Genomic DNA, 23,336 nt, shown 5'->3' with positions numbered 1-23,336 from the left:
CTAAAATCTACGATTTTTGGAGATTTTTAGGTTATGACAACCTCACAGGAGAGGATTATCCCGATAGACTTGCGAACCGAAATGTCGCAGTCTTATCTGGAATACGCCATGAGCGTGATAGTGGGTCGGGCGTTGCCAGATGCCAGGGATGGTCTAAAACCTGTGCATCGCCGCATTCTCTACGCAATGCACGAGCTAGGTCTGCTCCACGATCGCCCCTTTAAGAAATGCGCCCGTGTGGTGGGTGAAGTATTGGGTAAATATCACCCCCACGGCGACACGGCAGTATATGACGCCTTGGTGCGGATGGCGCAAGATTTTTCCATGCGATCGCCATTAGTTAACGGGCATGGTAACTTTGGTTCGGTAGACAACGATCCGCCAGCCGCCATGCGGTACACAGAATGCCGCTTGCAAGCTTTAACTAGTGCTGGTCTACTCCACGACATTGAGTATGAAACCGTAGACTTTGCCGATAACTTCGACGGTTCCCAGCAAGAACCCACAGTTTTACCAGCAAGAATTCCGCAGTTATTGCTCAACGGTTCCTCTGGAATTGCTGTGGGCATGGCCACCAACATTCCGCCGCACAACTTGGGGGAATTAATTGATGCTTTGGTGGCTGTAATCCACAATCCCGAAATCACCGACATCGAATTAATGCAGTATGTCCACGGCCCAGACTTTCCGACTGGGGCGCAGATTTTAGGAACATCTGCCATTCGAGAAGCTTATACTACAGGGCGTGGTTCCATTACCATGCGTGGTGTCGCTAACATTGAAACCGTTGAACAACGGGGACGCCCAGATAGAGAAGCAATTATCATTACTGAATTGCCCTATCAAACCAACAAAGCGGCGCTGATTGAAAAAATCGCCGAAATGGTGAACGAAAAGCGTTTAGAGGGGATTGCAGATATCCGAGATGAAAGCGATCGCGACGGGATGCGAGTTGTCATCGAACTCAAGCGTGATGCTTATCCCCGCGTCGTGCTGAACAATCTCTACAAGCAAACGCCACTGCAAGCCAACTTCGGCGCTAATATGCTGGCGTTGGTGAATAGCGAACCCCAAGTACTCACCCTCAAGCAGTTCTTAACCGTCTTCTTGGATTTCCGTATCGAATCCATTGCCAGACGCACCCGCTACGAACTGCGGAAAGCCGAAGAACGCGACCATCTTCTCCAAGGATTATTAATTGCTCTGTCTCATCTAGATCCAATTATTGTCTTAATTCGTCATGCTCCCGATGCACCCACAGCTAAAGGTGAATTAATCACAACTTACGGACTCTCAGAAGTGCAAGCAGATGCGATTTTGCAAATGCAATTGCGGCGCTTGACTGCTTTAGAAGCAGACAAAATTCGTCTGGAACACGAAGAATTACAAGCGAAAATTACCGACTTGCAAGATATTTTGGCACGTCGGGAGAGAGTGCTAGAAATCATTGAAACTGAAGTTACACAACTGAAAACTAACTTCGCCACACCCCGCCGCACGGTAATTTTACCAGGGGAAGGGGAATTAGATGACCGCGACCTCATTGCCAATGAAAAAGCGATAATTCTGGTGACAGAACAAGGCTACATCAAACGGATGCCAGTTAACACCTTTGAAGCCCAAAGCCGTGCTACCAGAGGCAAAGCCGCAGCCAAGGTTAAAGATGATGATACTATTGAGCATTTTTTGACTTGCTGCGATCACGACAGTATTTTATTCTTTAGTGAGCGTGGTGTTGTTTATTGCCTGAGAGCTTATCAAATTCCAGCGAGTTCGCGTACCAGTCGCGGGACACCAATCGTCCAGATGCTACCGATTCCCAAAGAGGAAAAAATTACCTCGATTGTCCCGGTTGACGAATTTAGCAACGAAGAATATCTGGTCATGCTCACCAAAGGTGGCAATATCAAGAAAACCGAATTGGCAGCCTTTAGTCACATTCGCGCCAATGGTTTGATTGCCATTTCCTTAGAAGAAGGCGATCAACTGCGCTGGGTGCGACGTGCTAGAGTCGAGGACAGTGTAATTATTGGTTCTCGTCACGGGATGGCGATTCACTTCCGGTGCAACCACGAACAACTGCGTCCTTTAAGTAGGGCGACTCGTGGGGTAAAAGCGATGAAACTCAAAAATAAAGATGAACTGGTGGGTATGGATATTCTCCCCGCAGCAATTCTGGAAACTTTGGATACAGTTATAGAAGCTGAAAATGAAGATATCGAAACAATCGAAACAGAAGATATCGAAATTACCGAAACTAATGAGGAGTCCGCAGAAGCGCCTAGCAGTGGCATTGTTGGCCCTTGGGTGTTGGTAATTACAATGGGAGGATATGGTAAGCGCGTGCCCGTTGCCCAATTCCGCCTGCAAAACCGTGCTGGTCAGGGTTTAATGGCTACCAAGTTCAAAAACCGCAAAACTAAAGACAAATTGGCAACCCTACGCATTGTCAACAATGATGCTGATGAAATCATGATGGTGACAAATCGCGGTATCATCATCCGTCAAGCGGTGAATGCGATTTCTATCCAATCGCGATCGGCAACTGGAGTCAGAGTACAGCGTTTAGACGAAGACGACGCCATTACTGGAGTGGCAATAGTTCCACCTGATGCTGGCGATGCAGAAGAAGCTGAATAAAAAGCAGGGGGAGAGGTTAACCGCCTTACTCCCTTACTTGATTGCCTTAAGTAGCGGCATTTTAATGGGGCTAACCGTCGCCCCTGTCGGCGCATGGTTCTTGGCTTGGATTGCCATAGTCCCTTTATGGGTGCTAGTTATCTCTTCAGCCAAAGGTAAAAACCAATTCCCTCCTGCTTTCTTCTGGGGTATCGGTTATCACGGTGTCGCCCTATGGTGGATTACCGGAATTCATCCGATGACATGGTTGGGCGTTCCTTGGTTGCCAAGTTTGGCAATCACCCTTTTTTGCTGGGGATTTATCACTGTATTGGGAGGGATATTCCTTACTATTTGGGCAGCTGTAATGGTTCGCTTGAGCGGACAAAAACCGTGGCTACGTGTATTGATTGGTACATCTGTCTGGTGCGGCTTAGAGAGCCTGTGGAGTGCGGGGCCTTTGTGGTGGAGTTCTCTTGCTTACACACAAAGCCCGCACAATCTCGTAATTGTACACCTTGGTCAACTCTCTGGCCCTAATACTGTAACAGCAGCGATCGCTGCTGTTAATGGTTTTATTGCTGAAGCATATATAAACCGCCAAGACACCAAGATTTCCTCTGTATCGCGCCAGTTGCTACCCTACGGGAACGCTAAAAGCGAACAAGTCGGGGAACCGCAAGGGCGCACTGGCTTCTTTGCGCCTCTGCGGTTCGTTAATAAATACTTAGCGACTGCCACAGGATTATTAATTAGTTTACACCTCATCGGTTTTTTCTTATACAGCCGTCCCATCGTCCAACCTCCAGAAGCAGCCTTAAAAGTGGGGATTGTTCAGGGTAATATCCCGAACCGACTTTTACGAAGTTCCGAAGGGTTTCGTCGCGCTCAAGAAAATTACACCAGTGGGTATATAACTTTAGCAAATCAAGGTGTAGATGCAGTCCTCACCCCAGAAGGAGCCTTACCTATTTTCCAACGTAATTTGCTCTTAACGGCCTTAGTTGCAGCCGTGAAAGAAAAAGGCGTAGTTGCTTGGATTGGGGCTTTTGGCGAACGGGGAGACAGTTATACAATTAGTTTGTTTACTTTCAATACTAAAGGTGAGATTGTCAGCCGCTACGACAAAGCTAAATTAGTACCTTTGGGAGAATATATTCCCTTTGAAGGAATTTTAGGCAAACTAGTTCAACGCTTGTCGCCTTTGGATGCACACCAAGTTGCTGGTTCAGCAAATCAGATATTTGACACTCCTTTTGGCCGGGCGATCGCTAGTATATGTTATGAATCTGCTTTTCCCGAACAATTTCGCCGTCAAGCGGCGGCGGGTGGGCAATTTATTCTCAGTTCTTCTAACGATGCTCATTACACTGCATCCATGCCATTCCAGCATCATGCACAGGATATCATGCGGGCAATTGAAATTGATCGCTGGTCAGCACGAGCAACTAATACCGGATATTCAGCTTTTGTAGATCCTCATGGCAAAACTTTATGGATGTCTGGATACAATACCTACGAAACTCATGCTGAAACAATTTATCGACGACAGACACAGACTTTATATGTGCGTTGGGGTGATTGGTTAACACCGTTGTTATTGATCTCCTCTGGAGGAGCTTGGCTGATAATTCGTGGTATCAAATAAATCCAGTATATTTGGGCAATTCCTAGCCTATTGAGTCTTTGGTGGCATGAAATCTGACCTCTCATAACTTTTCAAACACCCTGTTAATGGTTTGTACTCACAAGGAGAACTGAATTTATGGCAACAACAGCTTTAATCATCGGTGCAGGTAATGGACTGAGTGCTTCTTTAGCTCGCCTATTTGCTAAAGAAGGATTTACCATAGCTTTAGCGGCTCGCCAAATTGAAAAACTGACTCAATTGAGCAATGAAATTGGGGCGGTTAGTTTCGCTGCTGATGTCTCAAAGCTAGATGAAGTAGAACAGTTATTTATTGATGTTGATAATAAAGTCGGTTCCCCGAATATTGTCGTTTACAATCCCAGTTTCCGGGTGCGGGGGCCTCTTGTCGATCTAGACCCTGGTGAAGTGGCAAAAACCCTAGATATCACTGCTTTTGGTGGCTTTCTTGTGGCTCAAGCTGCTACCAAAAGGTTTTTACAGCAGGGTAGCGGTGCGATATTTTTTACTGGAGCCTCAGCCAGTGTTAAGGGTTATGCTCTGTCTGCTCCCTTTGCAATGGGTAAATTTGCACTACGCGGTTTGGCTCAGAGTATTGCTAGAGAATTAGCACCAAAAAATATCCATGTAGCGCATTTTATAATTGATGGTGGAATCCGCTCCGCAGACCGCCAAGATCCAGTAGATAATCCTGATAGTACTCTTGACCCGGATGCGATCGCTCAAACTTATCTCAGCATTCTCCGCCAACCCCGCAGTGCTTGGACTTATGAAGTAGAACTACGTCCTTGGGTAGAGAACTTCTAGCCTAAACAATTGTTACAAAAATAGTTTTGCAAGTATGAAAATTGATTTTGGTGCAACTGCTACTGATTATGCAAAACATCGGGCTGGCTTTCCCAATTCATTATTTAACAAACTGTCTGAATATGGCATAGGTTTACCAGGGCAAAATATTGTTGATCTCGGCACAGGAACAGGAACACTAGCGCGCGGCTTTGCCGATAGAGGTGCTTATGTAATTGCTATAGATCCATCAGCCTCACTTTTAGAACAAGCGAGACTGTTAAGTGAATCTGCCCAACTGAAAGTAGATTATCGAGTCGCAACTGCCGAAAATACAGAGTTACCAGACACTAGTGCAGATGTGGTGACAGCAGGACAGTGTTGGCATTGGTTTGATCGTCGGCGTGCTGTCCAGGAAATTACTCGGATATTGAGAAGAAATGGCTCGCTGGCGATTGCACATTTTGATTGGATACCCTTAAAAGGTAATGTAGTTGAAGCAACAGAACAACTAATCGAGGCTCATAATTCCGCATGGAATCTAGGCGGCGGTAACGGATTGTATCCCCAGTGGTTACAAGATATTGGCGAAGGAGGTTTTCGAGAAATCCGCACATTTTCTTATGATGTATTTGTATCTTATTCACACGAAGACTGGCGAGGACGAGTTCGGGCGAGTGCTGGTGTGGGAGGCAGCTTGACACCAGAAAAAGTAGAAGTATTTGACCAGGAATTGGCAACATTGCTTGAAACAAGATATTCTCCACCAATTCTTCAGGTTCATCATAGAGTTTGGGCTGCGATCGCAAAATCACCGCAATCTAATTCCTAATTCGTAATACTCGCCAAAAGTGAGAAGCAAGCTACGTAATTCGTAATTAAGATAAGAAATGTCTGTAACACACTATTAACCTACAAAACAATCGCGCAATTTTAGGAAAAGAACCATGATTGAACTTTACTATTGGGCAACTCCAAACGGTCATAAAATCACAATTTTCTTGGAAGAAGTTGGCTTACCATACACCATAATTCCTGTGAATATTGGGGCTGGAGATCAATTTAAGCCGGAATTTCTGAAGATTTCTCCTAACAACCGTATGCCTGCGATCGTTGACCACGAGCCAGCAGATGGAGGTGCGCCAATTTCGGTATTTGAGTCTGGTGCAATCTTATTATATTTGGCAGAAAAAACCGGGAAATTAATCCCCCAAGATTTACGTAATCGCACTCAAGTTTTACAATGGTTATTTTGGCAAATGGCAGGGCTAGGGCCAATGGCGGGACAAAATCATCACTTTAGCGTCTATGCTCCTGAAAAGATTGAATATGCCATTAACCGCTATGTGAATGAAACAGGACGCTTGTATGCAATACTGAATAAGCAACTAGCAGATAAAGAATTTATAGCTGGCGATTATTCCATTGCTGATATTGCTGCTTATCCCTGGATAGTGCCCCATGAACTCCAAAGTCAAAATCTAGAGAATTTTCCTCATCTCAAGCGCTGGTTTGAGACAATTAAAGCGCGTCCAGCAACAATTAGCGCCTACGAAAAAGCAGAAACATTCAAAACTGAAGCGCTCGATCCAGATAAGTTACGAAATTTGTTATTTAACCAGTCGGCGAAGACTATTCAGCCTTGAGCCTTTTAAATTGTTTTCTCACTGTGGCGATCGCTAATTTAGTAGGACTTACGCACAAGTTACGAAATAACGAACCGCCGAGGCACAGAGAAGCCAGTGCGCCCTTGCGGTTAAGAGACTTAAAGCAACTGGCGCGGCATGGAGAAATCAGAGTTTGAGAGATATTTTGCGTAAGTCCTATATTATTAGTTTCGTTAAAAGCTAGGTTATACAATTTGCAAAAAAAACCTACAGATTCAAAGCTGAAAATCCCGATCAATCTAATTCTTATTAATTATGAATTACTAACTACGTAGCTTACTTCTTACCTTTGGCGGGTATTACGAATTACAAAATAGTATTATCATTTCAACAATTTGCTAAACTTCAACTTCGTGGAGAGCAAATAAAAACAATTTATTTGAGTATTAGGAATTTGAAGGGGGTTGTAGAGTGGCTGATGATGAAGGCATAGTCAATACACAACAGATTTATCCAAAGGATTTTTCTTGGGGATTATGGCCTGTTGTGCCACTCTACCCTTATGGTAGGCGGCAGACAATTCGTCAAGAAGTGATTAAGGACACAATCTGGAATTTTGACCAGATTCAAGGCATTTTCTACGTCGTTGTACCGATTCGCATGACTGTTATTAAGCTGGAAACCGGGGGTCTTCTCGTCTATGCGCCTGTTGCCCCAACTCCAGAGTGTATCAGACTTGTGAATGAGTTGGTGACAAAATATGGCAATATTTTGTACATCATTCTGCCAACTATCTCTGCTATAGAACACAAAGTTTTCGTTGGTCCCTTTGCTAGATATTTTCCGACTGCACAAGTGTTTGTGGCTCCGCATCAGTGGAGTTTCCCGCTAAATCTCCCCCTTAGCTGGCTTGGCTTACCCCCAAAACGAACTCAAGTACTTCCAGAAGATAGCAGCAAAACACCTTTTGCTAATGAATTTGATTATGCAATGCTAGGCCCCATCGGTCTTGGCCCTGGTAGGTTTGCGGAAGTTGCTTTTTTCCACAAGCGATCGCATACTCTTTTAGTTACAGATTCTGTGCTTTCGCTTCCAGAAGATCCACCTGCGATCGTTCTGTTAGATCCATATCCTTTATTATTCCATGCCAAGGATTACGCTTCTGATATTGTTGTAGATAATCAGATAAATCGCCGTAAGGGTTGGCAGCGCATCTGTCTGTTTGCTTTGTACTTCCAACCAAGCGCATTAGATATACGCCGATGGGGTCAGGTGTTACAAGACTCCTTGAAAGCCCCAGAACGCTCAAGAAAAGCTTATTTTGGATTATATCCCTTTAAATGGCATCTAGATTGGCAGCGATCGTTTGATGCTCTGCGAGGGAATGGACGTTTGTTTGTCGCACCAATTTTACAAACGTTGATTCTCAACCGCGCACCAAGGGAAACCATTGACTGGGCTGATAAAGTTGCAAGTTGGGACTTTGAGTGGATAATTCCCTGCCACTTTGATTCACCAATTAAAGCCCAAGCGCATCAGTTTCGCCAAGCTTTCTCTTTTTTAGAAAAGCAGCCTGTTGTTAGTGGGGGTTTGTTAAGTACTAGCAGCTATGCTTTACCAGAGGAGGATTTTAAGACACTTAGAGAAATCGATGCAGGTTTAAATAAGTTTGGCATTGTGCCAGCAGCAAAAGAGAAGGTGTAAGAAAAACAATATAGTGTTCTTCTTTAATAGCTGTGCGCCCTTACTAATTGTTCACAAATAGATTACGTAGGGCTATATCCACCGTAGAATATAACTGGAGTTACGCTGGCTAATGCTTGCTTTTAACCTTTGTAATGCCAACTTCAAGATTATTCGTTTTTTGCGTAAAGTACGAAAATTGAGGTGAATAGTATTATATAACAGTATTTACTATGGCTAAACTGGAGACAACATTAATTGTCCCCTATATAATTTACTTCTATCAAAAACTGCTCTGGCTTGCATCCAGGGCAGTTTTATATTGCACGGTAGAAGACAGATTTTGAACTGCGCCTAAAATAAGTAGTTGCTATCAGCTAAGACTTTCGCAGTTCCCTACATCCTCGGTGCTTTTAAAGTCCCTATTGATTAGCTCTTTGTTCACTAGCTCGATCAACTCGCTGCCACAGTTCACGGTCTTCTCGATAAATAGCTAACGCTGCAACCGCATCTTTTGCATCGATGTCTTTTGCTTGAGCCACTAGTGAAATTAGAAAATCTATTGCTTTATCTTGTCGCAGTATCCCAATTGCTAGTAACAATGTGCGGCGAAGTTCTACGTTCCTTGTTTGCTCCCAGCAATTTCTGAGAAGATCAAATGCTTCCTCTAATCGTGATTCACCCAACGTCAATGCTGCTAACTCACAGATTTCTTCCTTTGGGTCAAAAAGAAAACCAGCAACCAAAGCAAGTGAATCAGTTGGAGCTAGTTGTAACAAAGCACTGAAGCACTCCGAAATCACCTCTGGTGCTTGATCGCCTATACGGGTTTTCAAACGAAGTAAAGGTACACCTTGGGGATTTCCTGTGTAGGCGATCGCTTTTGCAGCAGCAACTCTTGCTTCTGGTTTAGGGTCAGTTAGTAGATCGGCTAATTCGTTCATTACATTTGAGTAGTTCATTCTCACCAGACCTAAAGCACATATACCCCGAAGATGGGCAGCAGTATCTTCAAGTCCTTCCCATACTGGCTCCATCTGAACATGGCGAATCCCTTGCAGAAAAAGGTTTTCATTGCTGTATTCTAAGTAATACAGTGTTTGTGCTATCTCTCTCTTGGCAAGACAATTTTGGTCTACTTGTGTGGGTTTGACCATCATTCGAGCAAAAGCTTCTACAAGATCAGCAACCAACTCAGTGATAGTGGATTCGCCGACTATCTTGGCTGCTTGAGCAACAACTATAGAATATTTACTCTTAAGCCCTTGGCGTAAAATTATGATCTTTTCTTCACTTGTCGGATGCTGTCGAATTTGGGCAAGGATAGATAAAGTTTCTTCTAGTTTTTGTGATTTTGGCATATACCATCCTACACCCAGGCGCTCTGTTTTGATGAACTTAAAGCATTTACCATAAAAGTAGGGAATTAGAATTTGTCAAAGCGCATTCCTCACTTTTTAAGTGTGAATTGTTAATAATTGGATTTTAGACTAAATGAAGAGCGATCATTAAGTAGTGGGATTGCTATGGATGCGATCGCAGTATGTAACGCGATGTGCGACTTTTTATTCACTTGTTGAAAACCCCAACAACTACCCCTAACGTTCGATTTTCTTAAACCGTTCTTGCGCCGCTTTAAATGCTTCTTGCATCACTAACTGAATTTTCTGTTGATCGGGTTTCTTACCTCCCATTAAATCGCCAAAGTAAACACAGGCTGCTTCCCCTAGTGCCCAAGTGTAGGCGGCTGCCCAAGAGGCGGCGATCGCACTACCAATACCTGGGATAAATTTAATTAACTCCCGCGCAATTGCCTGTGCTAGAAAACCACCTGCGATCGCACTGACAACTCCTCCCGCCTGAGATGGCGTAACTGTTTGCCCATATAATTTACCCAATAGACCCACCATTGATACTTGCAAGGCAGTGAGTACAGGCATTGTGGTAAATGGCAGAGGTACAGCAGCGAGGGTGGCAGACATAATCGCAAATGGCAAAATGTAACGGCGGGCAGCATCTCGGTAAAGGTTGCCAAGTTGCTTCCCAGATTCTTCTCGATCCAAAAGTTGATAAATCGCCTGTGCTTCTGCTTGCGGGAGTAGTTCTGCTAAGGAATCTCGTAGCGCTTCTAAGCCATAAAATACCGGAGTGTAGCCATCTTCTTCTAAGGTAAAGTCAATGAGTACAGAGCGATCTGTTATTTTTGCGAAAGCTTGTTGCATGGCAACAAATGCGCGGTTGACTTCCTGATAATCTGGCGGATAAATAGGATGATCGACGGTATCAGCAGGATAAACTTCGTGCAAGCAGGTAACTACCAGCAGACAGGGAATGTCTGGATACTTCTGACGCAGTTGTTGAGCAATTTGTCGTAGCGTCTCAGTTGCAAAATCATTTATTTTAACCGTCAAAAGCAGGATTCTGGCGGAACGAGTTTCCTGTTGTAAATCGCCAACTAACTCCTGAATAATTTTTTGAGTATCTTGTTTGACATCACCCAGCCCTACTGTGTCAGTAAAAATCAGTAACGGCAGGTCATTGGAAGGATAGGCGTAGCGCTGGGTGTGTTGCGTGTGTGGGCGAAATCCTTGACCGACAATTTCAGCAGAAACTCCCGTCAATCCTCGGACAATGGAACTTTTTCCGGCTTGGGGTTTACCAATTAAGAGCGCTTCTGTGGTTGGCAGTTCGGCTCGGATTTTCTCTAAAATCTCCGCAACCTGAGTATCGCTCACACTAAACCATTCGAGAACTGTCTGTGCCAGTTGTTCTACGGGTAAGATTTGCGTTAGACGTGTTGTTGCTTTGTTCCAAACACCAGTAATCTGATTTGTCCAGGAATTATCAACCGACTTAGTAATCGTTTTGTCGATCGGTTCGCTCAATTGCTGAGAATCAGTTGATGGTAAGTCAGCATCACGTTGCTCAGTCATTTTCATCCAAACCTAGAAGACCCTTTTGTGATTTTATAGCGATTCTCAAAGGGATAACTAGTACCTTTAGTAGTGTTCCTGAGCGATCGCGTTTTGAGGGCTGACAATATTAATAATGCAAAACTAAAGTTATGGAAAACCTCTAAAAAGCTTATTTATAGCCGTAGTCACACAGGTTAGGACATTTGGAAACGGTGAATGCTAGATGTTAGCAATAGTTTTACCTCCAGCAAGAACTGCCCTCTGCCTCCTGCCTCCTGCTATATATCAGCTTGTTTGAATCAAATCAATGAGCGCTTGCACCAATACATCTGGATCTACTGGTTTGGAGATATGCATTTGAAACCCTGCGGCTAATGCTTGCTGTTGATTCATTTCGCCTGCATAAGCCGTCAGAGCGATCGCTGGTACGCGTCCTCGTTGTTAAGGCGATAACTTTTTGGTGTTGGTAAAATAGGAGCGATCGCCTGCTAATTAGTTTGCGTAGCAAGCCTCACTAATTTAGAAATTTACTTATTTCAAGTTTATTTTATCCATCTGATGGTTTCTCTTGAACACGCTCTTTCCAGTATCCCGGTTCGCGGCTACAGTGCATCACCGCCAAAATCAAAACATAATCTTCCTCAATGGTGTATAAAATTCCATAGGGAAATTTGCGCGTTAGACATCGACGAATGTCTTCGTCAACAACAGCCCAGCGATTCGGTGACTGAATAATTCGGAAAATTGCATCCTCTACCGCATTAATAAATGCTTGTGCTAATTCAACTCGGCGCTCTGCGTAAAACTTGACTGCTTCACCGTATTCAGTTAATGCTGCTGGATGAAAAACCTATTTCATTACTCCAAAAGTTGTCTTACTCTAGCTAACGCTTCCTCTCCAGGAATGGGTGAAACTGCACCGCTACGAACTTCATCTCTACGCTTCTTGGCTTCATCTGTCCACAGTGTTTGAAGTGTTTCGTCTACATCGAATTCAAGACTTTCAACCAGCTTTTCTGCCAACAATGCTCTCGCTGCACTGGGCAAAGTTAAGGCTTCTTTCATAATCTGCTCAACAGATGCCATAATTTCTGAAAGCATAAGGGCTATTCAGAGTCTAGCAGGAAAGCAGTAGATATCGTACAACACTAAAGTGATAGACAGCCGACGGGCACCAATCTAGTATTAACTTGGTTGAATCAAATCGATGAGCGCTTGCACCAATACATCTGGATCTACTGGTTTGGAGATATGCATTTGAAATCCTGCGGCTAATGCTTGCTGCTGATTCATTTCGCCTGCATAAGCCGTTAGAGCGATCGCTGGTACGTTTCCTCCTTGCTCTGGCGATCGCGATCGCACTTCACGCATCAGCATATAACCGTCTGTTTTTGGCATTCCAATATCGCTAATTAAAACATTTGGTATCACTTCAGATAGTGCTTGTAGTGCTTCCTGTGCTGATGATACGGCAGTTACTTGTACGCCGTAGTCTTGCAAAATAAAGCTAACTAAATCGCGGATATCTGGTTCGTCGTCCACTACCAAAACTTGAGTGTCTGAAAGCAGTAACGACTCAGGCTGAAAATCTGAAGACTGATTCTCGTCATCCCGAAACTGTTCGCTTCTAACCAAAAGCGGTAACTCGACAGTGAAGCTTGCACCCAATCCTTCTCCAAGACTTTCGGCTTGAACATTTCCCCCATGCATTTCTACAACCTTACGTACAATCGCTAGTCCTAAACCTAGTCCACCAAATGTCCGTGTAGTTGTGCCATCAGCTTGACGAAAGTAATCGAACACATAAGGCAAAAAGTCTAGGCTAATTCCCTTACCTGTATCGCTGACCTGAATTTGAGCCTGATTATCAGCTTCCATGAGTCGAATTTCTACTCGTCCTCCAATTGGTGTAAATTTTACCGCATTAGAAAGCAAGTTCCACACAACTTGTTGTAGCCGATTTGAGTCGCCCATAACTTGTCCCAAATTGGCATCGAATACGGTTTGAATTTGAATTGACTTGGCTTGTGCTGCTAGTTTTACTGTTTCTAAAACGGCTTCAACTACCATTACCAAGTTTACAGGACAGATATTCAAGTTTAATTTTCCTTGCAGGATGCGCGATACATCCAACAAATCTTCAATTAGCTGGGTTTGTAACTTAGCATTGCGTTCAATGGTTTCTAAGGCGTGGTGAGTAGTTTTTTCATCAAACTTGCGAGTCCGCAGCATTTTCGACCATCCGAGAATGGAGTTGAGTGGGGTTCGCAGTTCATGGGAGAGAACCGCCAGAAATTCATTTTTAACTTTGTTAGCGATTTCTGCTTGTTGGCGTGCTATCTTTTCGCACTCAAGTAAGCGATCGCATTCTTTCTCGGCCAATTTGCGATCGGTAATATCGAGTACAAAAGCAACACCATTGTCTTGGGAGTGATTTAGCAAAGCCATCCCCAAAACAATTGCTACTCGCTTACCGTTGCGGTGAATGTACTCTTTCTCGAAAATTCTGGAAACTCCACTGGTTTGCACCTCCAAAAGGGCGCGATCGTCTAAATGCTGATACTCAACAGGAGTAAGTTCTCTCCAATTAATTCCACCTAAAGTAGCAAACTCTTCACGAGTGTAGCCAGCTAGTTGCAGAAAGGCATCATTGGCATCAATAATGAAACCATCCACAGTCCAAAAAGCGACCCCAATCAGGTTAGATTCAAACAAACGCCGAAATCGCGCTTCGCTTTCACGTAATGATTTTTCTGCTCGTTTGTGTGCGGTAATATCGCGAGCAACAGTGATTACACCTTCAATACTTTGGTGATAATTTCTTAATGGTGTGAGGATGTATTCATAATAATGCAACCCATCGGCGGTAACATATTTACACTCATCCTTAATCGGCTGGCCACTTCTCATCACAGCTTGTCGTTGATTATCTATCTGCGTTATTAAGTCTAAGGGTAAATCCATTTCTGGCAAACTTTTACCGATAATATCTTCAGGATTTAAACCTAATATAGTTGCTCCATCACGGCTGACATACTGATAACAACCTTGGCGATTAAAAATGTAAATATGATCGACTGAGGCGGTAAGAATGGCATTTAAAATATTTGCCTGTTCTTGGACTTGTGTTGTGAGTTCGCGAGTACTTTCTTTTGCCTGCTTACATACAGTAGTTTCCATACAAACGCCGATCATTCGCACCGCTTGCCCTTGAGCGTCGTAGATAAATTTTCCCTTGGCAGAAATCCAATGTGTACTTTGGTCTGAGCGAACTATGCGAAATTCATCATTGTAGTCAGTCTTTTGTGTGAAAGCGTGGGCGATCGCTTGCATTACAGATTGGCTATCTTCAGGATGAACGCATTTTTTAAACGTCTCATAAGGGCTGTCAAAACTACTTGGAACTAGACCAAAAAGCAATTCATAATTTTCCGACCAGATAACTTGATTAGTAACAATATTCCAATCCCATAAGCCCATTTGGGATACATCTAGAGCTAGTCTCAGCCGTTCTTCAGTCTCTTTAAGAACTACTTCTATCTGCTGTCGTACTGCGATTTCTTGTTGGAGTTGCTGCAAAAGTAGTGTCATATCTGTTGACAAATTGAGATTTACAGAGTTTTCCTTCTCAATCTGCCAATCAGCAACTTTAAAATGACGATTTTCAACTTTTGCTGCTTCTACCAACTTTATTTTTAGTTTTTTTAATTGTTCCTCAAGCGCTGTTTGCCTTTGTTGATAATATTTTTCTGATTGCTCTAACTCAGCTACACGCTGCCGCAAAACTGCTAATTCATCAGTGAGTTTAAAGTTAATTTTATCTATATTTTGCATCTTCCACACCGCTTATTTTTTATAATATCGACTTGAAGAGTAGGTATTCCTAGTTCGATCTATGAATTTTTCAACTATCAAATGTATCTATCAAAAGGTAGATAAAGATTAATATAGATATCGTCGTAATCATTTGGCTTATTTATATACTTTGTTAGGTATAAACAGTTTCTAAATTTCAGCCAAAAGGTATATATGATTTTTACTGATTGTAGGGTAAATAATGCTAAAAATATCAAAATCAAAATTGAGTTTTTTGACATCAGTAGAACTCAATAGTTAAAGAAAATTTGTTTTTTAAATCGGATGAAAGCTATACCGATTAATATTCCCACAAATTGCCCTAAGAAGACAACACCCGATTGATTTACGCCGACAGGAGGAATATTTAAACTACCGATACCATAAAATAATTGTTGCACAAACCACCAAAATATATAGAAAAAGGCTGGAAGTTGAATAGGAATATACAAGATTATTAGCGGCAAAACAGTGTCAATTTTAACTTTAGGAAATTTCATCACATAAGCTCCTAAAATAGCTGCGATCGCACCATTTGCCCCAATCAATGGAACTGTCAAACTTGGTTCAGCCAGAACTTGTATTATCCCTGTCACCACCCCAGCAGCCAGATAAAATTCTAGATAGCGTCTGTGTCCCAGAAGATTTTCGACAGTTTTCCCAAAAACCCACAAAAATAGGAGATTTCCTAATATTTGACTAAAACTTCCGTGTAGAAATACCCCAAAAAATAGTGTAAATACCCGCCAAACGACAACTATCCAAGCAGCAGAATTGAAAAAGAGAGCATTGGTAACAGATCCACTAATCTGCGCTGGTATCACGCCCCAAGTATTGACAAAATAGCTTAATTGACCGCCAAACTCTAATTTAAGTTCCCATAAAAATACAGCTAGGTTAATGCCAATCAACCAGTAATTAATAATTGGTTTTTTTCGACAACGAATGTTATCACTAATAGGAATCATATATATTTGTCATTTGTCATTGGTACTTATCTTTCCCAGTCGCCATTCCCCCAACCTGTGGCAAGATTGAAATCAGATCGCATCGCACTTAATTAGGCAAACAAGATGCTAGGAAACACACTTGTAGGAAGATACCAAATTATTAGTAACTTGGGAGGTGGGGGTTTTGGTGAAACTTTTGTGGCTTGTGATACCCAATTACCTGGTTCACCTCTATGTGTTGTTAAGAGACTCAAACCCCAGGCAAGCGATCCAGTAACTTTAGAAACAGCTAGGCGTTTATTTGATACAGAAGCACAAGTTCTGTATAAATTAGGAACTCATGATCGCATTCCTCAACTTTTAGCTTACTTTGAAGAAAATGCCGAATTCTATCTTGTACAGGAATTGATCGAAGGTCACAATCTGAGTCAAGAATTAACATCAGGTAAAATCCTCAGTCAAGAAGAAGTTATTTCACTTTTACAAGAACTTTTGACAATCTTAGAATTTGTCCATCAACAGAATGTAATTCACCGTGATGTCAATCCCTACAATATTCTTAGACGCCAACCAGATGGCAAATTAATTTTAATTGATTTTGGTGCAGTGAAACAAATTGCTACTCAAGTTATTACTCCCCAAGGTCAAACTCTAGCAACAGTAGCTATTGGTACGCCTGGATATATTCCTGGCGAACAAGCTCATGGTACGCCAAAATTAAGCAGTGATATCTATGCTGCGGGAATAATTGCTATTCAAGCTCTGACTGGATTATCAGCAGAGGAAATAGTAAAAGATGCTGATACTAACGAAATTATCTGGCACGATAAAGCTACAGTAACACCAGAATTCGCTCAATTCTTAGATAAAATGGTCTGCTACGACTTTCGGCAACGCTATCCTTCCGCAACTGTGGCATTACAAGCGCTGAAGGAGGTAACACGACCACCTGTTCAGACAATAGCCTTAACTCCTCCTTCTCCACCAAAAAATATCAATAAACCTCAACCGAAAAAAGGTATATTAAATAAAATTTTACTAACAATATTTTTTCTTGCTGTTGGCGGAGTTGCATCAATATTTATTTGGAATTACATTAACTCAAATAATGCTATAGAGTTATCTAAACAAGGAAATACGTTTTTTGATTTGCAACGCTATCAAGATGCCCTAGAAGTATATGAAAAAGCCGTTAATCTTAGACCAGATTATGCTAAAGGCTGGAATGGTCAAGGCAAAACGCTAAATAAATTAAGAAAATATAAAGAAGCATTAGTAGCTTATGATAAAGCAATTCAAATTCAGCCAGATTATTTAGATGCTTGGATTGGACGAGGGTTTGTATTGGGAAATTTACAGCGATATCAAGAAGCGATCGCCTCTTTTGATAAAGCCTTAGAATTAAATAATGACAACTCAGAAGTCTGGAATGCTAAAGGTGAAGCTTTTAGTAATTTAAACCAATATGACCAAGCAATTAAGTCTTATGAAAAAGCGATTGCTCTCAAACCAGATAATTATGAAGCTTGGTATAAAAAAGGATTAGCTTTGCAAAATTCTCGGCAATATGAAGAAGCGATCGCCGCCTATCAAAAGGTCGTTGATTTAAAACCAGACTACGAACAAGCTTGGTATAACTTAGGGAATGTATTAGTCAATTTACAACGCTATCAAGATGCGTTTACAGCTTATGACAAATCAGTACAATATCAGCCAAACTATTATCAAGCTTGGTTATCTAGAGGTAATGTACTGCTGAATTTACGACGTTATCCAGACGCGATTGAATCTTTTAATCAAGTAATTAAATACAACCCAAGAAGCTATCAAGCATGGTATAATTTGGGCTGGTCACTGCATCAAAATCAACGCTATGAAGAAGCAATAAAATTTTATAATAAGGCAGCAACAATTAAATCAAATGACTATCAGCTTTGGTATAACTTAGGGAATTCACAATATATATTGCAGAAATACGAAGAAGCGATCGCATCTTATAATAAGGCAGTTCGTTATAAACCAGACCATTCCGAAAGTTGGTTTAGCAGAGGCAATGCTTTATTAAAATTGAAACGGTTTCAAGATGCGATCGCTTCTTACGATCGAGCAATAAAATATAAGCCTAATTACCAACAAGCAATAGATGCTCGCAATCAAGCCCAAATTCAACTGCAAGGCGAAAAATCAAAGCCTGTACCTGTAATTGTACCAACTCTTCCATTTCCTAATTCCACCAATCCACCGCAGACGAGACCCTAAGCAACTAATTCGTAATTACTTGGAGTCATAGCCCCTGCTAAATTGAAAATTTAGCGGTCTACAATTAGTGGTGGGTTCAAGGCTCCACTAATTACAATTACGAATTACGAATTATGTTGACAAAGGACACTCTAAAAGGCTTAGGGAATGAAACAGCTTTGCTCCTCATTCAATAGGGATTTGAATCAATCCGTCCCCTTTTGACACTCCTGAGATAATACCCAGAAGTTGGTCTGTTTCTCAAGTTGAAGGTGTCGCCACTGCGAACTTTCCAAATTTTGTAATTGGAAAAGGTCAAAGGCTTTCGCGGTTCGCATACTTCCGGCAGATGATTGCCAAGTACAAAGTATACCGCACCCCTACCCATAACTTTCACTAAACCGTTTTTATCCACAAGAACCGATGTACTTTCACTAACCGCTATACCTAAAACACTGCTAGATACACCGTCCTTAATTTGACGAGCAATGAAAGTCATAATTCGACCCATTCTTTCTCGCCTGTCAAAGTGCGTATCTACAATAGTTCCCTTCAAATTACTCCAATTGAAAAAGTCGTAAGTAAAAGTAATGTCTCGGTAGGGATCTTCGAGTGCGTCTCTAGTTTCAATGCCTTTTTCAGAAGAAGCGCAAGCATCATAGACGCAATCACTTTGAATCATCGCACCCGCACTTGTGCCACCAACACCACCTCCTTTCAGGTAAACTGACTTAACAGCAGCCTCAAGCTTAGTATCTTTCCAGTTGCGGATATATTGACATTGATCCCCGCCAGCAAAGAAAACTACATCAGCATTTCGGATTTTTTCATAAATCTCAACTTTGTTTGCCTCTTGTCTATCCCTAACCAGAAGAGTTTCCACAAAATTTACGCCTCTCATGGCATAAATTAACCGATTGTAATCGTGATTACCATTAGTGCGGAGAACTACAACATTAACTTTAGTGCTGGAGTCACTACCTCCCCTAACTTGGTTAATCATCCACTGGATAGCATCATCGACATCGGGGCCTCCCCCACCCAAACTCAGGACTGGGCCCGCTAAGGAGGGACGGACATCAAAGGAAGGAGAGGTGGAGGGACGAATATCAACAGTGTCACCCAGGAAGAAGCGTTTCCAGCTTTCAATAAAACGGGTTATTAGGAAGGTTCCCATCTTCAACAACTTGATTCTTGTACTTTTCAAGCGCCTTGCTTTGCTTGGGAATGCCTTTGTCATACTAAACTTCTGGAGCAAACTGCAATTATTGCTAGGCTGTGACACATTTTAATTGCTTATTTATTCGTGAAGTTTGTCCTTTGTCATTAGTCATTTATCAGTTGTTGTGAATAATCAATGACAAATCACAGTCTTGACGAAAAATATCCAATTTAGACGCGCACTAGCTTAACTGTGGCACTAGATAGGGTAGAATTTCCAGCGTACAGGTCTTGTACTGTTTGTTAACGCAAAATAACGCAGAGTAATCATTAATGCTCTGCGTTACTGTGCGAAAATCTCTACATTGCTTGTAGTGTTTAATTCCGACCAGATGAAATTTAAAATAGATTAGGTATTGGTTGTTACTGCCAAAGATTCCAAATGCAGACGATGAGGTGGCAAGGTGTCTTTCTCCAAATAGCGACAGGTGACAATCAGCCGACTTTCTACCCCGGTTTCTGCCAATGCTGCACAAATCGCCTCTAAAATTTCGTAAGCCCCTTTTTCTCGAAATTAGCGCCGATATTCGTCGCCGCAATCGCCAATAACTTGATACAAATCGCGTGATTGACGAGATACTGCATTGATGCGATCGCGATCGTCTGTATCTAAACTAAAACTAAATACTTTGGCGTTATCTTCTATATGTTCAGATACCCCAAGTTTGGCACCAACTATCACACCGCCCACTGTTGGCCGATCTAAAATGTAACGCACTGCTACGTTGGAAATGCTTACGTTATGCTTATTAGCAATTTCTTTTAAGATAGCCAGCAACTCTTGAAATAACTGCCAACCACCCCAAGCATCGATCATATTTTTATATTTTTTCAAACTAGCAGTAGATAGATCAAATCCTCGCGGTTCCGGTTTACCCACATAGTTTTCTGATAACAAACCGCCGCATAGTGTACCGTAAGTAAAAAGCTTTATGTCATGCTGTTGACAAAACTCCACCATATTAACTTCAGGGCGGCGGTCAATAAGGGAAAATTGCACTTGGTTAGAAACAATTTTGATACCTGCATCAGTAATAATCTTTAAGTTTTCCGTGTCAAAATTAGTTAAACCTAGATGCTTAATTTTACCCTCAGTCTGAAGTTCTGCCATATATTTAAGAGCATCCAGGTAATTTTTATCCTGATATTCCCACCAGTGAAATTGCATTAAATCTAACGATTGTACATTCATCCTTCTCAAGGAAATATCAATATTTTCCTCAACCAGTTTTTTCGTCATTTTGCCTGGACGAGGTACCCATTTTGTGAAAGCTTGCACCTGAGATAAAGCATCTTTCCCACGAGTATCAATTAGTTGACAGCGAAACTCACCAATAAAATCTTCTGCGGGGCCATAATGATCTGCTAAATCCCAAGTGGTAAAGCCTGCATCTACATATTTGAACATAGTCTCAATAGCGACTTGGGGATTTATCCGTCCGTGTGCGCCAGAGACTTGCCACATCCCATTTAATATGCGGCAGATGTTCAAATCAGGAGTAAATTGGAGACGACTAGCTGCGGGTAAGTTCATTTTCAAGTTAGGAGTGGAAAGTTAGGAATAGGGAGGTCTAAGAATTACTAATAGATAAATCATAACTGATAATTCCTAATTCATAACTTCTAATGTATAGACGCAATTAATCGCGTCTATCTAACTCCTAACTTATTAACGCCAGCCTTTTTCAGCTTGTTCGAGAACATAAGCAGCAACGTCTTGAATTTGCTGTTCGCTGAGACGCTCTTTGTAAGCTGACATATTATTTTTACCATTGGTAACTATAGATGTAACTGCCTCTATTGAGTCCATGCCATACTTTTTCAGCGCTGGCTTTTTGAGATTTTTACCTCGCCGAATTATGTTACTACCGTTGATATGACAACCAGCACAATGAACACTAAATATTTCTTCGCCGTTAACTGTGTCTGCCGCACTAGCAGGTAAAGTAGAAGTACTGATTAATAACAAAAACGTTACTAATACTAATGTAAGTAGTTTTTTCAATTAAATTCTCCAGATTTGGACGTACTGGTTGTAGATATAAGTGTTAGAAGCAATACTAAAGTGATTCAAAGTCAGTTGTAAATCCCGCAAAATTTGCACAATCTTCTTGAAAAGCTTCGGCATCGCTAACATCCTCAATTTTATAAGACATGATGCGCGTACCATCTGGCATTTTTTTGGAACCAATCAATTCACCTTGATATTTCGCTGCGATCGCTTTAAATTCAGTACCATAAATCTTCCAGGCATCACTGGAACAAGTAATATTTACTTGCCACATATTTTACTCCCAATTACTACCACTAAATATTCATCATCTCACAAATGGTCAACATCTTACACATCACCTCTTTGAAGCTGAAATTTTCTATCTAAAGGAAGTACCAAGCCAAATCGGGCTACGTCATAATGTGGATGTAGGAACATTTCTAGAAAATTTTATCCCAATTAGTTAAATTCTACGAGTTGAAAATGCCTAACAATATAAAGCAACAAATTCAAGCCGATTTGCAACAAGCAAAAGAAACTGGACAATTAAGAACTGAGCGAATTCGAGAAATAGTCAAATCCGCAGTTTCTCAAGTAGCTTCTGAGTTTAAACAAGGTTCTGGTGAAGTTCGTGGCATTGTCAAAGATGCAGTTTCTGCTGTAATTGAAAACTTTCAAGAAAAAGGCAGCGAACTCAAAGATGAAGTGACAGCTTCCATTGAAGGAGCGCTGGAAGGAATTAATAGCAAAAGACACGAAAGCATTGCTCAAACTCAGACAGATATCAAGCGGCTGCAAGCTCAACTAGATGGTGAAGAAGAACAACTCCAGCAAGAGGTTGATGTAATTTTGGCAGAAATTGAAGAGGCGGGTAAAGAAAAACCTGCAAGTACCAAAACTGCCATTGATTCTGCTGTCAATGCTATTAAAGATAGTGAAGAAGTAGGATTGTTAAAGAAACGTTACGCACAACTGCAAGCACAGCTAGCCATTGTCCGAGCTAACATGGCTGCACGCTATGGCGGACGTAATATGGAAGTTCAAGATTATTTAGATGAGGCTAAACACTGGTATGACAAAGCTCGTCCCCAAGCAGAATCTGTAGTTGTACAGGTAGAACAGAAGCGATCGCAACTAGAAGATAAACTGGGTGAAGCTGGTACATCTCTAGCAAGAAAAGAGCGTCAAATCAAACAAACCTTAAGAGAGTTACTTTTAACGGCGGCTGACTTGTTCAAAGATAAGGAACCAAAAGACAAGGAACTTGCTGTTAAAGAACGTGAGACTATTCAGAAATAGACTGCTTTGGCATTTAATTTATTTAGAAAAAATAGGGTGGGGAATTCTCACCCTATTTTGTTGAAACAAAGGACTTTTAAATTAGCTCTTCTCTCCCAATTGTGTGATAAATAATTGGGGGATGAAGGGTTTACTATTGCACCGGATTATAAAAAATAGTAAAAGGATAATTGTTAGACAACAATTATCCTTTTATAAAATTATTGTCGCGTATTATTAAATACGTCCTTCTTGATTAACTTGCTCGTCATGCTTGGCGATAACCCAAATTGCATGAATACTACCGGGAAGCCAACCTAAAACTGTGAGCAAAATGTTAATAATCAGAGTTGGGCCAACTCCAACTGTCAAGAAAACACCTAAAGGAGGAACTAACAAACCTAAAACAAAACGAACTAATTTCATGATGTTACAATTTGGTGATTTTGTTTAATTACATTTGAGATGCCGAATTACGAAATCCAGCTTTGGAGATTTTATGTAGGTTAGAAAATTGATGAAAAGAACTATCGTTTCTACTCT

The 23,336-nt window shown here is 41.6% G+C and carries 19 protein-coding genes and 2 pseudogenes; 9 read left to right on the top strand and 12 right to left on the bottom strand.

Features of this window, described 5'->3' with window-relative positions; all coding sequences use genetic code 11:
- Nucleotides 1-33: 33 nt before the first annotated feature.
- The 7 genes from gyrA (at nt 34) to V7K79_RS06505 (ending at nt 8,364) form a co-directional block, all read left to right on the top strand.
- Nucleotides 34-2,640: a DNA topoisomerase (ATP-hydrolyzing) subunit A gene (gene gyrA, locus V7K79_RS06535; RefSeq protein ID WP_335045824.1), complete on the top strand. Its 2,607-nt coding sequence runs from the start codon at nt 34-36 to the stop codon at nt 2,638-2,640.
- On the top strand, nt 2,621-4,267 hold the full coding sequence (gene lnt, locus V7K79_RS06530; protein ID WP_335045822.1) for an apolipoprotein N-acyltransferase: 1,647 nt from the start codon (nt 2,621-2,623) through the stop codon (nt 4,265-4,267). Before gyrA ends, lnt begins: the two co-directional genes overlap by 20 nt.
- A gap of 117 nt (nt 4,268-4,384) precedes the next feature.
- Complete coding sequence (locus tag V7K79_RS06525; protein WP_335045821.1) at nt 4,385-5,074, top strand: SDR family NAD(P)-dependent oxidoreductase; 690 nt, start codon at nt 4,385-4,387, stop codon at nt 5,072-5,074.
- A 34-nt stretch (nt 5,075-5,108) separates the two neighbouring features.
- On the top strand, nt 5,109-5,885 hold the full coding sequence (locus V7K79_RS06520; protein WP_335045819.1) for a class I SAM-dependent methyltransferase: 777 nt from the start codon (nt 5,109-5,111) through the stop codon (nt 5,883-5,885).
- 115 nt (nt 5,886-6,000) lie between these two features.
- Complete coding sequence (locus V7K79_RS06515; RefSeq protein ID WP_335045816.1) at nt 6,001-6,699, top strand: glutathione binding-like protein; 699 nt, start codon at nt 6,001-6,003, stop codon at nt 6,697-6,699.
- On the top strand, nt 6,696-6,857 hold the full coding sequence (locus tag V7K79_RS06510; protein ID WP_335045814.1) for a hypothetical protein: 162 nt from the start codon (nt 6,696-6,698) through the stop codon (nt 6,855-6,857). Before V7K79_RS06515 ends, V7K79_RS06510 begins: the two co-directional genes overlap by 4 nt.
- Nucleotides 6,858-7,131: 274 nt before the next feature.
- The gene (locus V7K79_RS06505) at nt 7,132-8,364 is read left to right on the top strand and encodes a DUF4336 domain-containing protein (protein ID WP_335045811.1); all 1,233 of its coding nucleotides are present in this window, start codon (nt 7,132-7,134) and stop codon (nt 8,362-8,364) included.
- A 401-nt stretch (nt 8,365-8,765) separates the two neighbouring features.
- On the opposite strand, the gene V7K79_RS06500 is transcribed toward V7K79_RS06505, so the two are convergent.
- The 7 genes and pseudogenes from V7K79_RS06500 to V7K79_RS06475 form a co-directional block, all read right to left on the bottom strand.
- Complete coding sequence (locus V7K79_RS06500; protein ID WP_335045810.1) at nt 8,766-9,704, bottom strand: HEAT repeat domain-containing protein; 939 nt, start codon at nt 9,702-9,704, stop codon at nt 8,766-8,768.
- Nucleotides 9,705-9,941: 237 nt separating this feature from the next.
- A complete protein-coding gene (locus V7K79_RS06495; RefSeq protein WP_335045807.1) occupies nt 9,942-11,276 on the bottom strand; it encodes a GTPase family protein in 1,335 nt (444 codons plus the stop codon).
- A 267-nt stretch (nt 11,277-11,543) separates the two neighbouring features.
- Nucleotides 11,544-11,693: pseudogene (locus tag V7K79_RS29945) on the bottom strand (response regulator); the annotation flags it as partial.
- 112 nt (nt 11,694-11,805) lie between these two features.
- Nucleotides 11,806-12,093, bottom strand: a pseudogene (locus tag V7K79_RS06490) (type II toxin-antitoxin system RelE/ParE family toxin); the annotation flags it as partial.
- A gap of 23 nt (nt 12,094-12,116) precedes the next feature.
- Nucleotides 12,117-12,344 carry an addiction module protein gene (locus tag V7K79_RS06485; RefSeq protein ID WP_094347640.1) on the bottom strand — a complete coding sequence of 76 codons (228 nt, stop codon included), beginning with the start codon at nt 12,342-12,344 and terminating at the stop codon, nt 12,117-12,119.
- Nucleotides 12,345-12,443: 99 nt separating this feature from the next.
- Nucleotides 12,444-15,092 (bottom strand): hybrid sensor histidine kinase/response regulator, encoded by a 2,649-nt coding sequence (locus tag V7K79_RS06480; protein WP_335045805.1) that lies wholly within the window; start codon nt 15,090-15,092, stop codon nt 12,444-12,446.
- A gap of 272 nt (nt 15,093-15,364) precedes the next feature.
- Complete coding sequence (locus V7K79_RS06475; RefSeq protein ID WP_335045803.1) at nt 15,365-16,081, bottom strand: rhomboid family intramembrane serine protease; 717 nt, start codon at nt 16,079-16,081, stop codon at nt 15,365-15,367.
- 105 nt (nt 16,082-16,186) lie between these two features.
- On the opposite strand from V7K79_RS06475, the gene V7K79_RS06470 reads away from it, so the two are divergent.
- Nucleotides 16,187-18,322, top strand: coding sequence for a tetratricopeptide repeat protein (locus V7K79_RS06470; protein WP_335045802.1), 2,136 nt, complete (start codon nt 16,187-16,189; stop codon nt 18,320-18,322).
- Nucleotides 18,323-18,491: 169 nt separating this feature from the next.
- Here the strand turns inward: V7K79_RS06470 and V7K79_RS06465 are convergent, their stop codons facing one another.
- From V7K79_RS06465 to V7K79_RS06450, 4 genes are all read right to left on the bottom strand, one after another.
- A complete protein-coding gene (locus V7K79_RS06465) occupies nt 18,492-19,541 on the bottom strand; it encodes a cyanophycinase (protein WP_335045800.1) in 1,050 nt (349 codons plus the stop codon).
- Between the two features lie 495 nt (nt 19,542-20,036).
- On the bottom strand, nt 20,037-21,056 hold the full coding sequence (locus V7K79_RS06460) for an aldo/keto reductase (RefSeq protein ID WP_335045798.1): 1,020 nt from the start codon (nt 21,054-21,056) through the stop codon (nt 20,037-20,039).
- Nucleotides 21,057-21,191: 135 nt separating this feature from the next.
- The gene (gene petJ / locus V7K79_RS06455; protein WP_335045795.1) at nt 21,192-21,527 is read right to left on the bottom strand and encodes a cytochrome c6 PetJ; all 336 of its coding nucleotides are present in this window, start codon (nt 21,525-21,527) and stop codon (nt 21,192-21,194) included.
- Nucleotides 21,528-21,582: 55 nt separating this feature from the next.
- Entirely contained in the window at nt 21,583-21,807 is a 225-nt protein-coding gene (locus V7K79_RS06450) for a hypothetical protein (protein ID WP_335045792.1), read from the bottom strand.
- 191 nt (nt 21,808-21,998) lie between these two features.
- Between V7K79_RS06450 and V7K79_RS06445 the strand changes: the two genes are divergently transcribed.
- Complete coding sequence (locus V7K79_RS06445) at nt 21,999-22,814, top strand: histidine kinase (protein ID WP_335045789.1); 816 nt, start codon at nt 21,999-22,001, stop codon at nt 22,812-22,814.
- 216 nt (nt 22,815-23,030) lie between these two features.
- Here the strand turns inward: V7K79_RS06445 and V7K79_RS06440 are convergent, their stop codons facing one another.
- A complete protein-coding gene (locus tag V7K79_RS06440) occupies nt 23,031-23,219 on the bottom strand; it encodes a YqaE/Pmp3 family membrane protein (RefSeq protein ID WP_335045787.1) in 189 nt (62 codons plus the stop codon).
- Between the last annotated feature and the right edge of the window lie 117 nt (nt 23,220-23,336).

It is taken from the genome of Nostoc sp., assembly GCF_036917575.1.
In the GTDB taxonomy this organism is placed as follows: Bacteria; Cyanobacteriota; Cyanobacteriia; order Cyanobacteriales; family Nostocaceae; genus Nostoc.
This window is presented reverse-complemented; position numbering and strand designations above follow the sequence as displayed.

Excerpts from the sequence above, each read along its gene's own strand:
- gyrA (WP_335045824.1), top strand. The coding sequence starts at position 34 with ATGACAACCTCACAGGAGAGGATTATCCCGATAGACTTGCGAACCGAA.
- lnt (WP_335045822.1), top strand. The coding sequence starts at position 2,621 with ATGCAGAAGAAGCTGAATAAAAAGCAGGGGGAGAGGTTAACCGCCTTA.
- V7K79_RS06525 (WP_335045821.1), top strand. The coding sequence starts at position 4,385 with ATGGCAACAACAGCTTTAATCATCGGTGCAGGTAATGGACTGAGTGCT.
- V7K79_RS06520 (WP_335045819.1), top strand. The coding sequence starts at position 5,109 with ATGAAAATTGATTTTGGTGCAACTGCTACTGATTATGCAAAACATCGG.
- V7K79_RS06515 (WP_335045816.1), top strand. The coding sequence starts at position 6,001 with ATGATTGAACTTTACTATTGGGCAACTCCAAACGGTCATAAAATCACA.
- V7K79_RS06500 (WP_335045810.1), bottom strand. The coding sequence starts at position 9,704 with ATGCCAAAATCACAAAAACTAGAAGAAACTTTATCTATCCTTGCCCAA.
- V7K79_RS06495 (WP_335045807.1), bottom strand. The coding sequence starts at position 11,276 with ATGACTGAGCAACGTGATGCTGACTTACCATCAACTGATTCTCAGCAA.
- V7K79_RS06485 (WP_094347640.1), bottom strand. The coding sequence starts at position 12,344 with ATGGCATCTGTTGAGCAGATTATGAAAGAAGCCTTAACTTTGCCCAGT.
- V7K79_RS06480 (WP_335045805.1), bottom strand. The coding sequence starts at position 15,092 with ATGCAAAATATAGATAAAATTAACTTTAAACTCACTGATGAATTAGCA.
- V7K79_RS06475 (WP_335045803.1), bottom strand. The coding sequence starts at position 16,081 with ATGATTCCTATTAGTGATAACATTCGTTGTCGAAAAAAACCAATTATT.
- V7K79_RS06470 (WP_335045802.1), top strand. The coding sequence starts at position 16,187 with ATGCTAGGAAACACACTTGTAGGAAGATACCAAATTATTAGTAACTTG.
- V7K79_RS06465 (WP_335045800.1), bottom strand. The coding sequence starts at position 19,541 with ATGACAAAGGCATTCCCAAGCAAAGCAAGGCGCTTGAAAAGTACAAGA.
- V7K79_RS06460 (WP_335045798.1), bottom strand. The coding sequence starts at position 21,056 with ATGAACTTACCCGCAGCTAGTCGTCTCCAATTTACTCCTGATTTGAAC.
- V7K79_RS06450 (WP_335045792.1), bottom strand. The coding sequence starts at position 21,807 with ATGTGGCAAGTAAATATTACTTGTTCCAGTGATGCCTGGAAGATTTAT.
- V7K79_RS06445 (WP_335045789.1), top strand. The coding sequence starts at position 21,999 with ATGCCTAACAATATAAAGCAACAAATTCAAGCCGATTTGCAACAAGCA.
- V7K79_RS06440 (WP_335045787.1), bottom strand. The coding sequence starts at position 23,219 with ATGAAATTAGTTCGTTTTGTTTTAGGTTTGTTAGTTCCTCCTTTAGGT.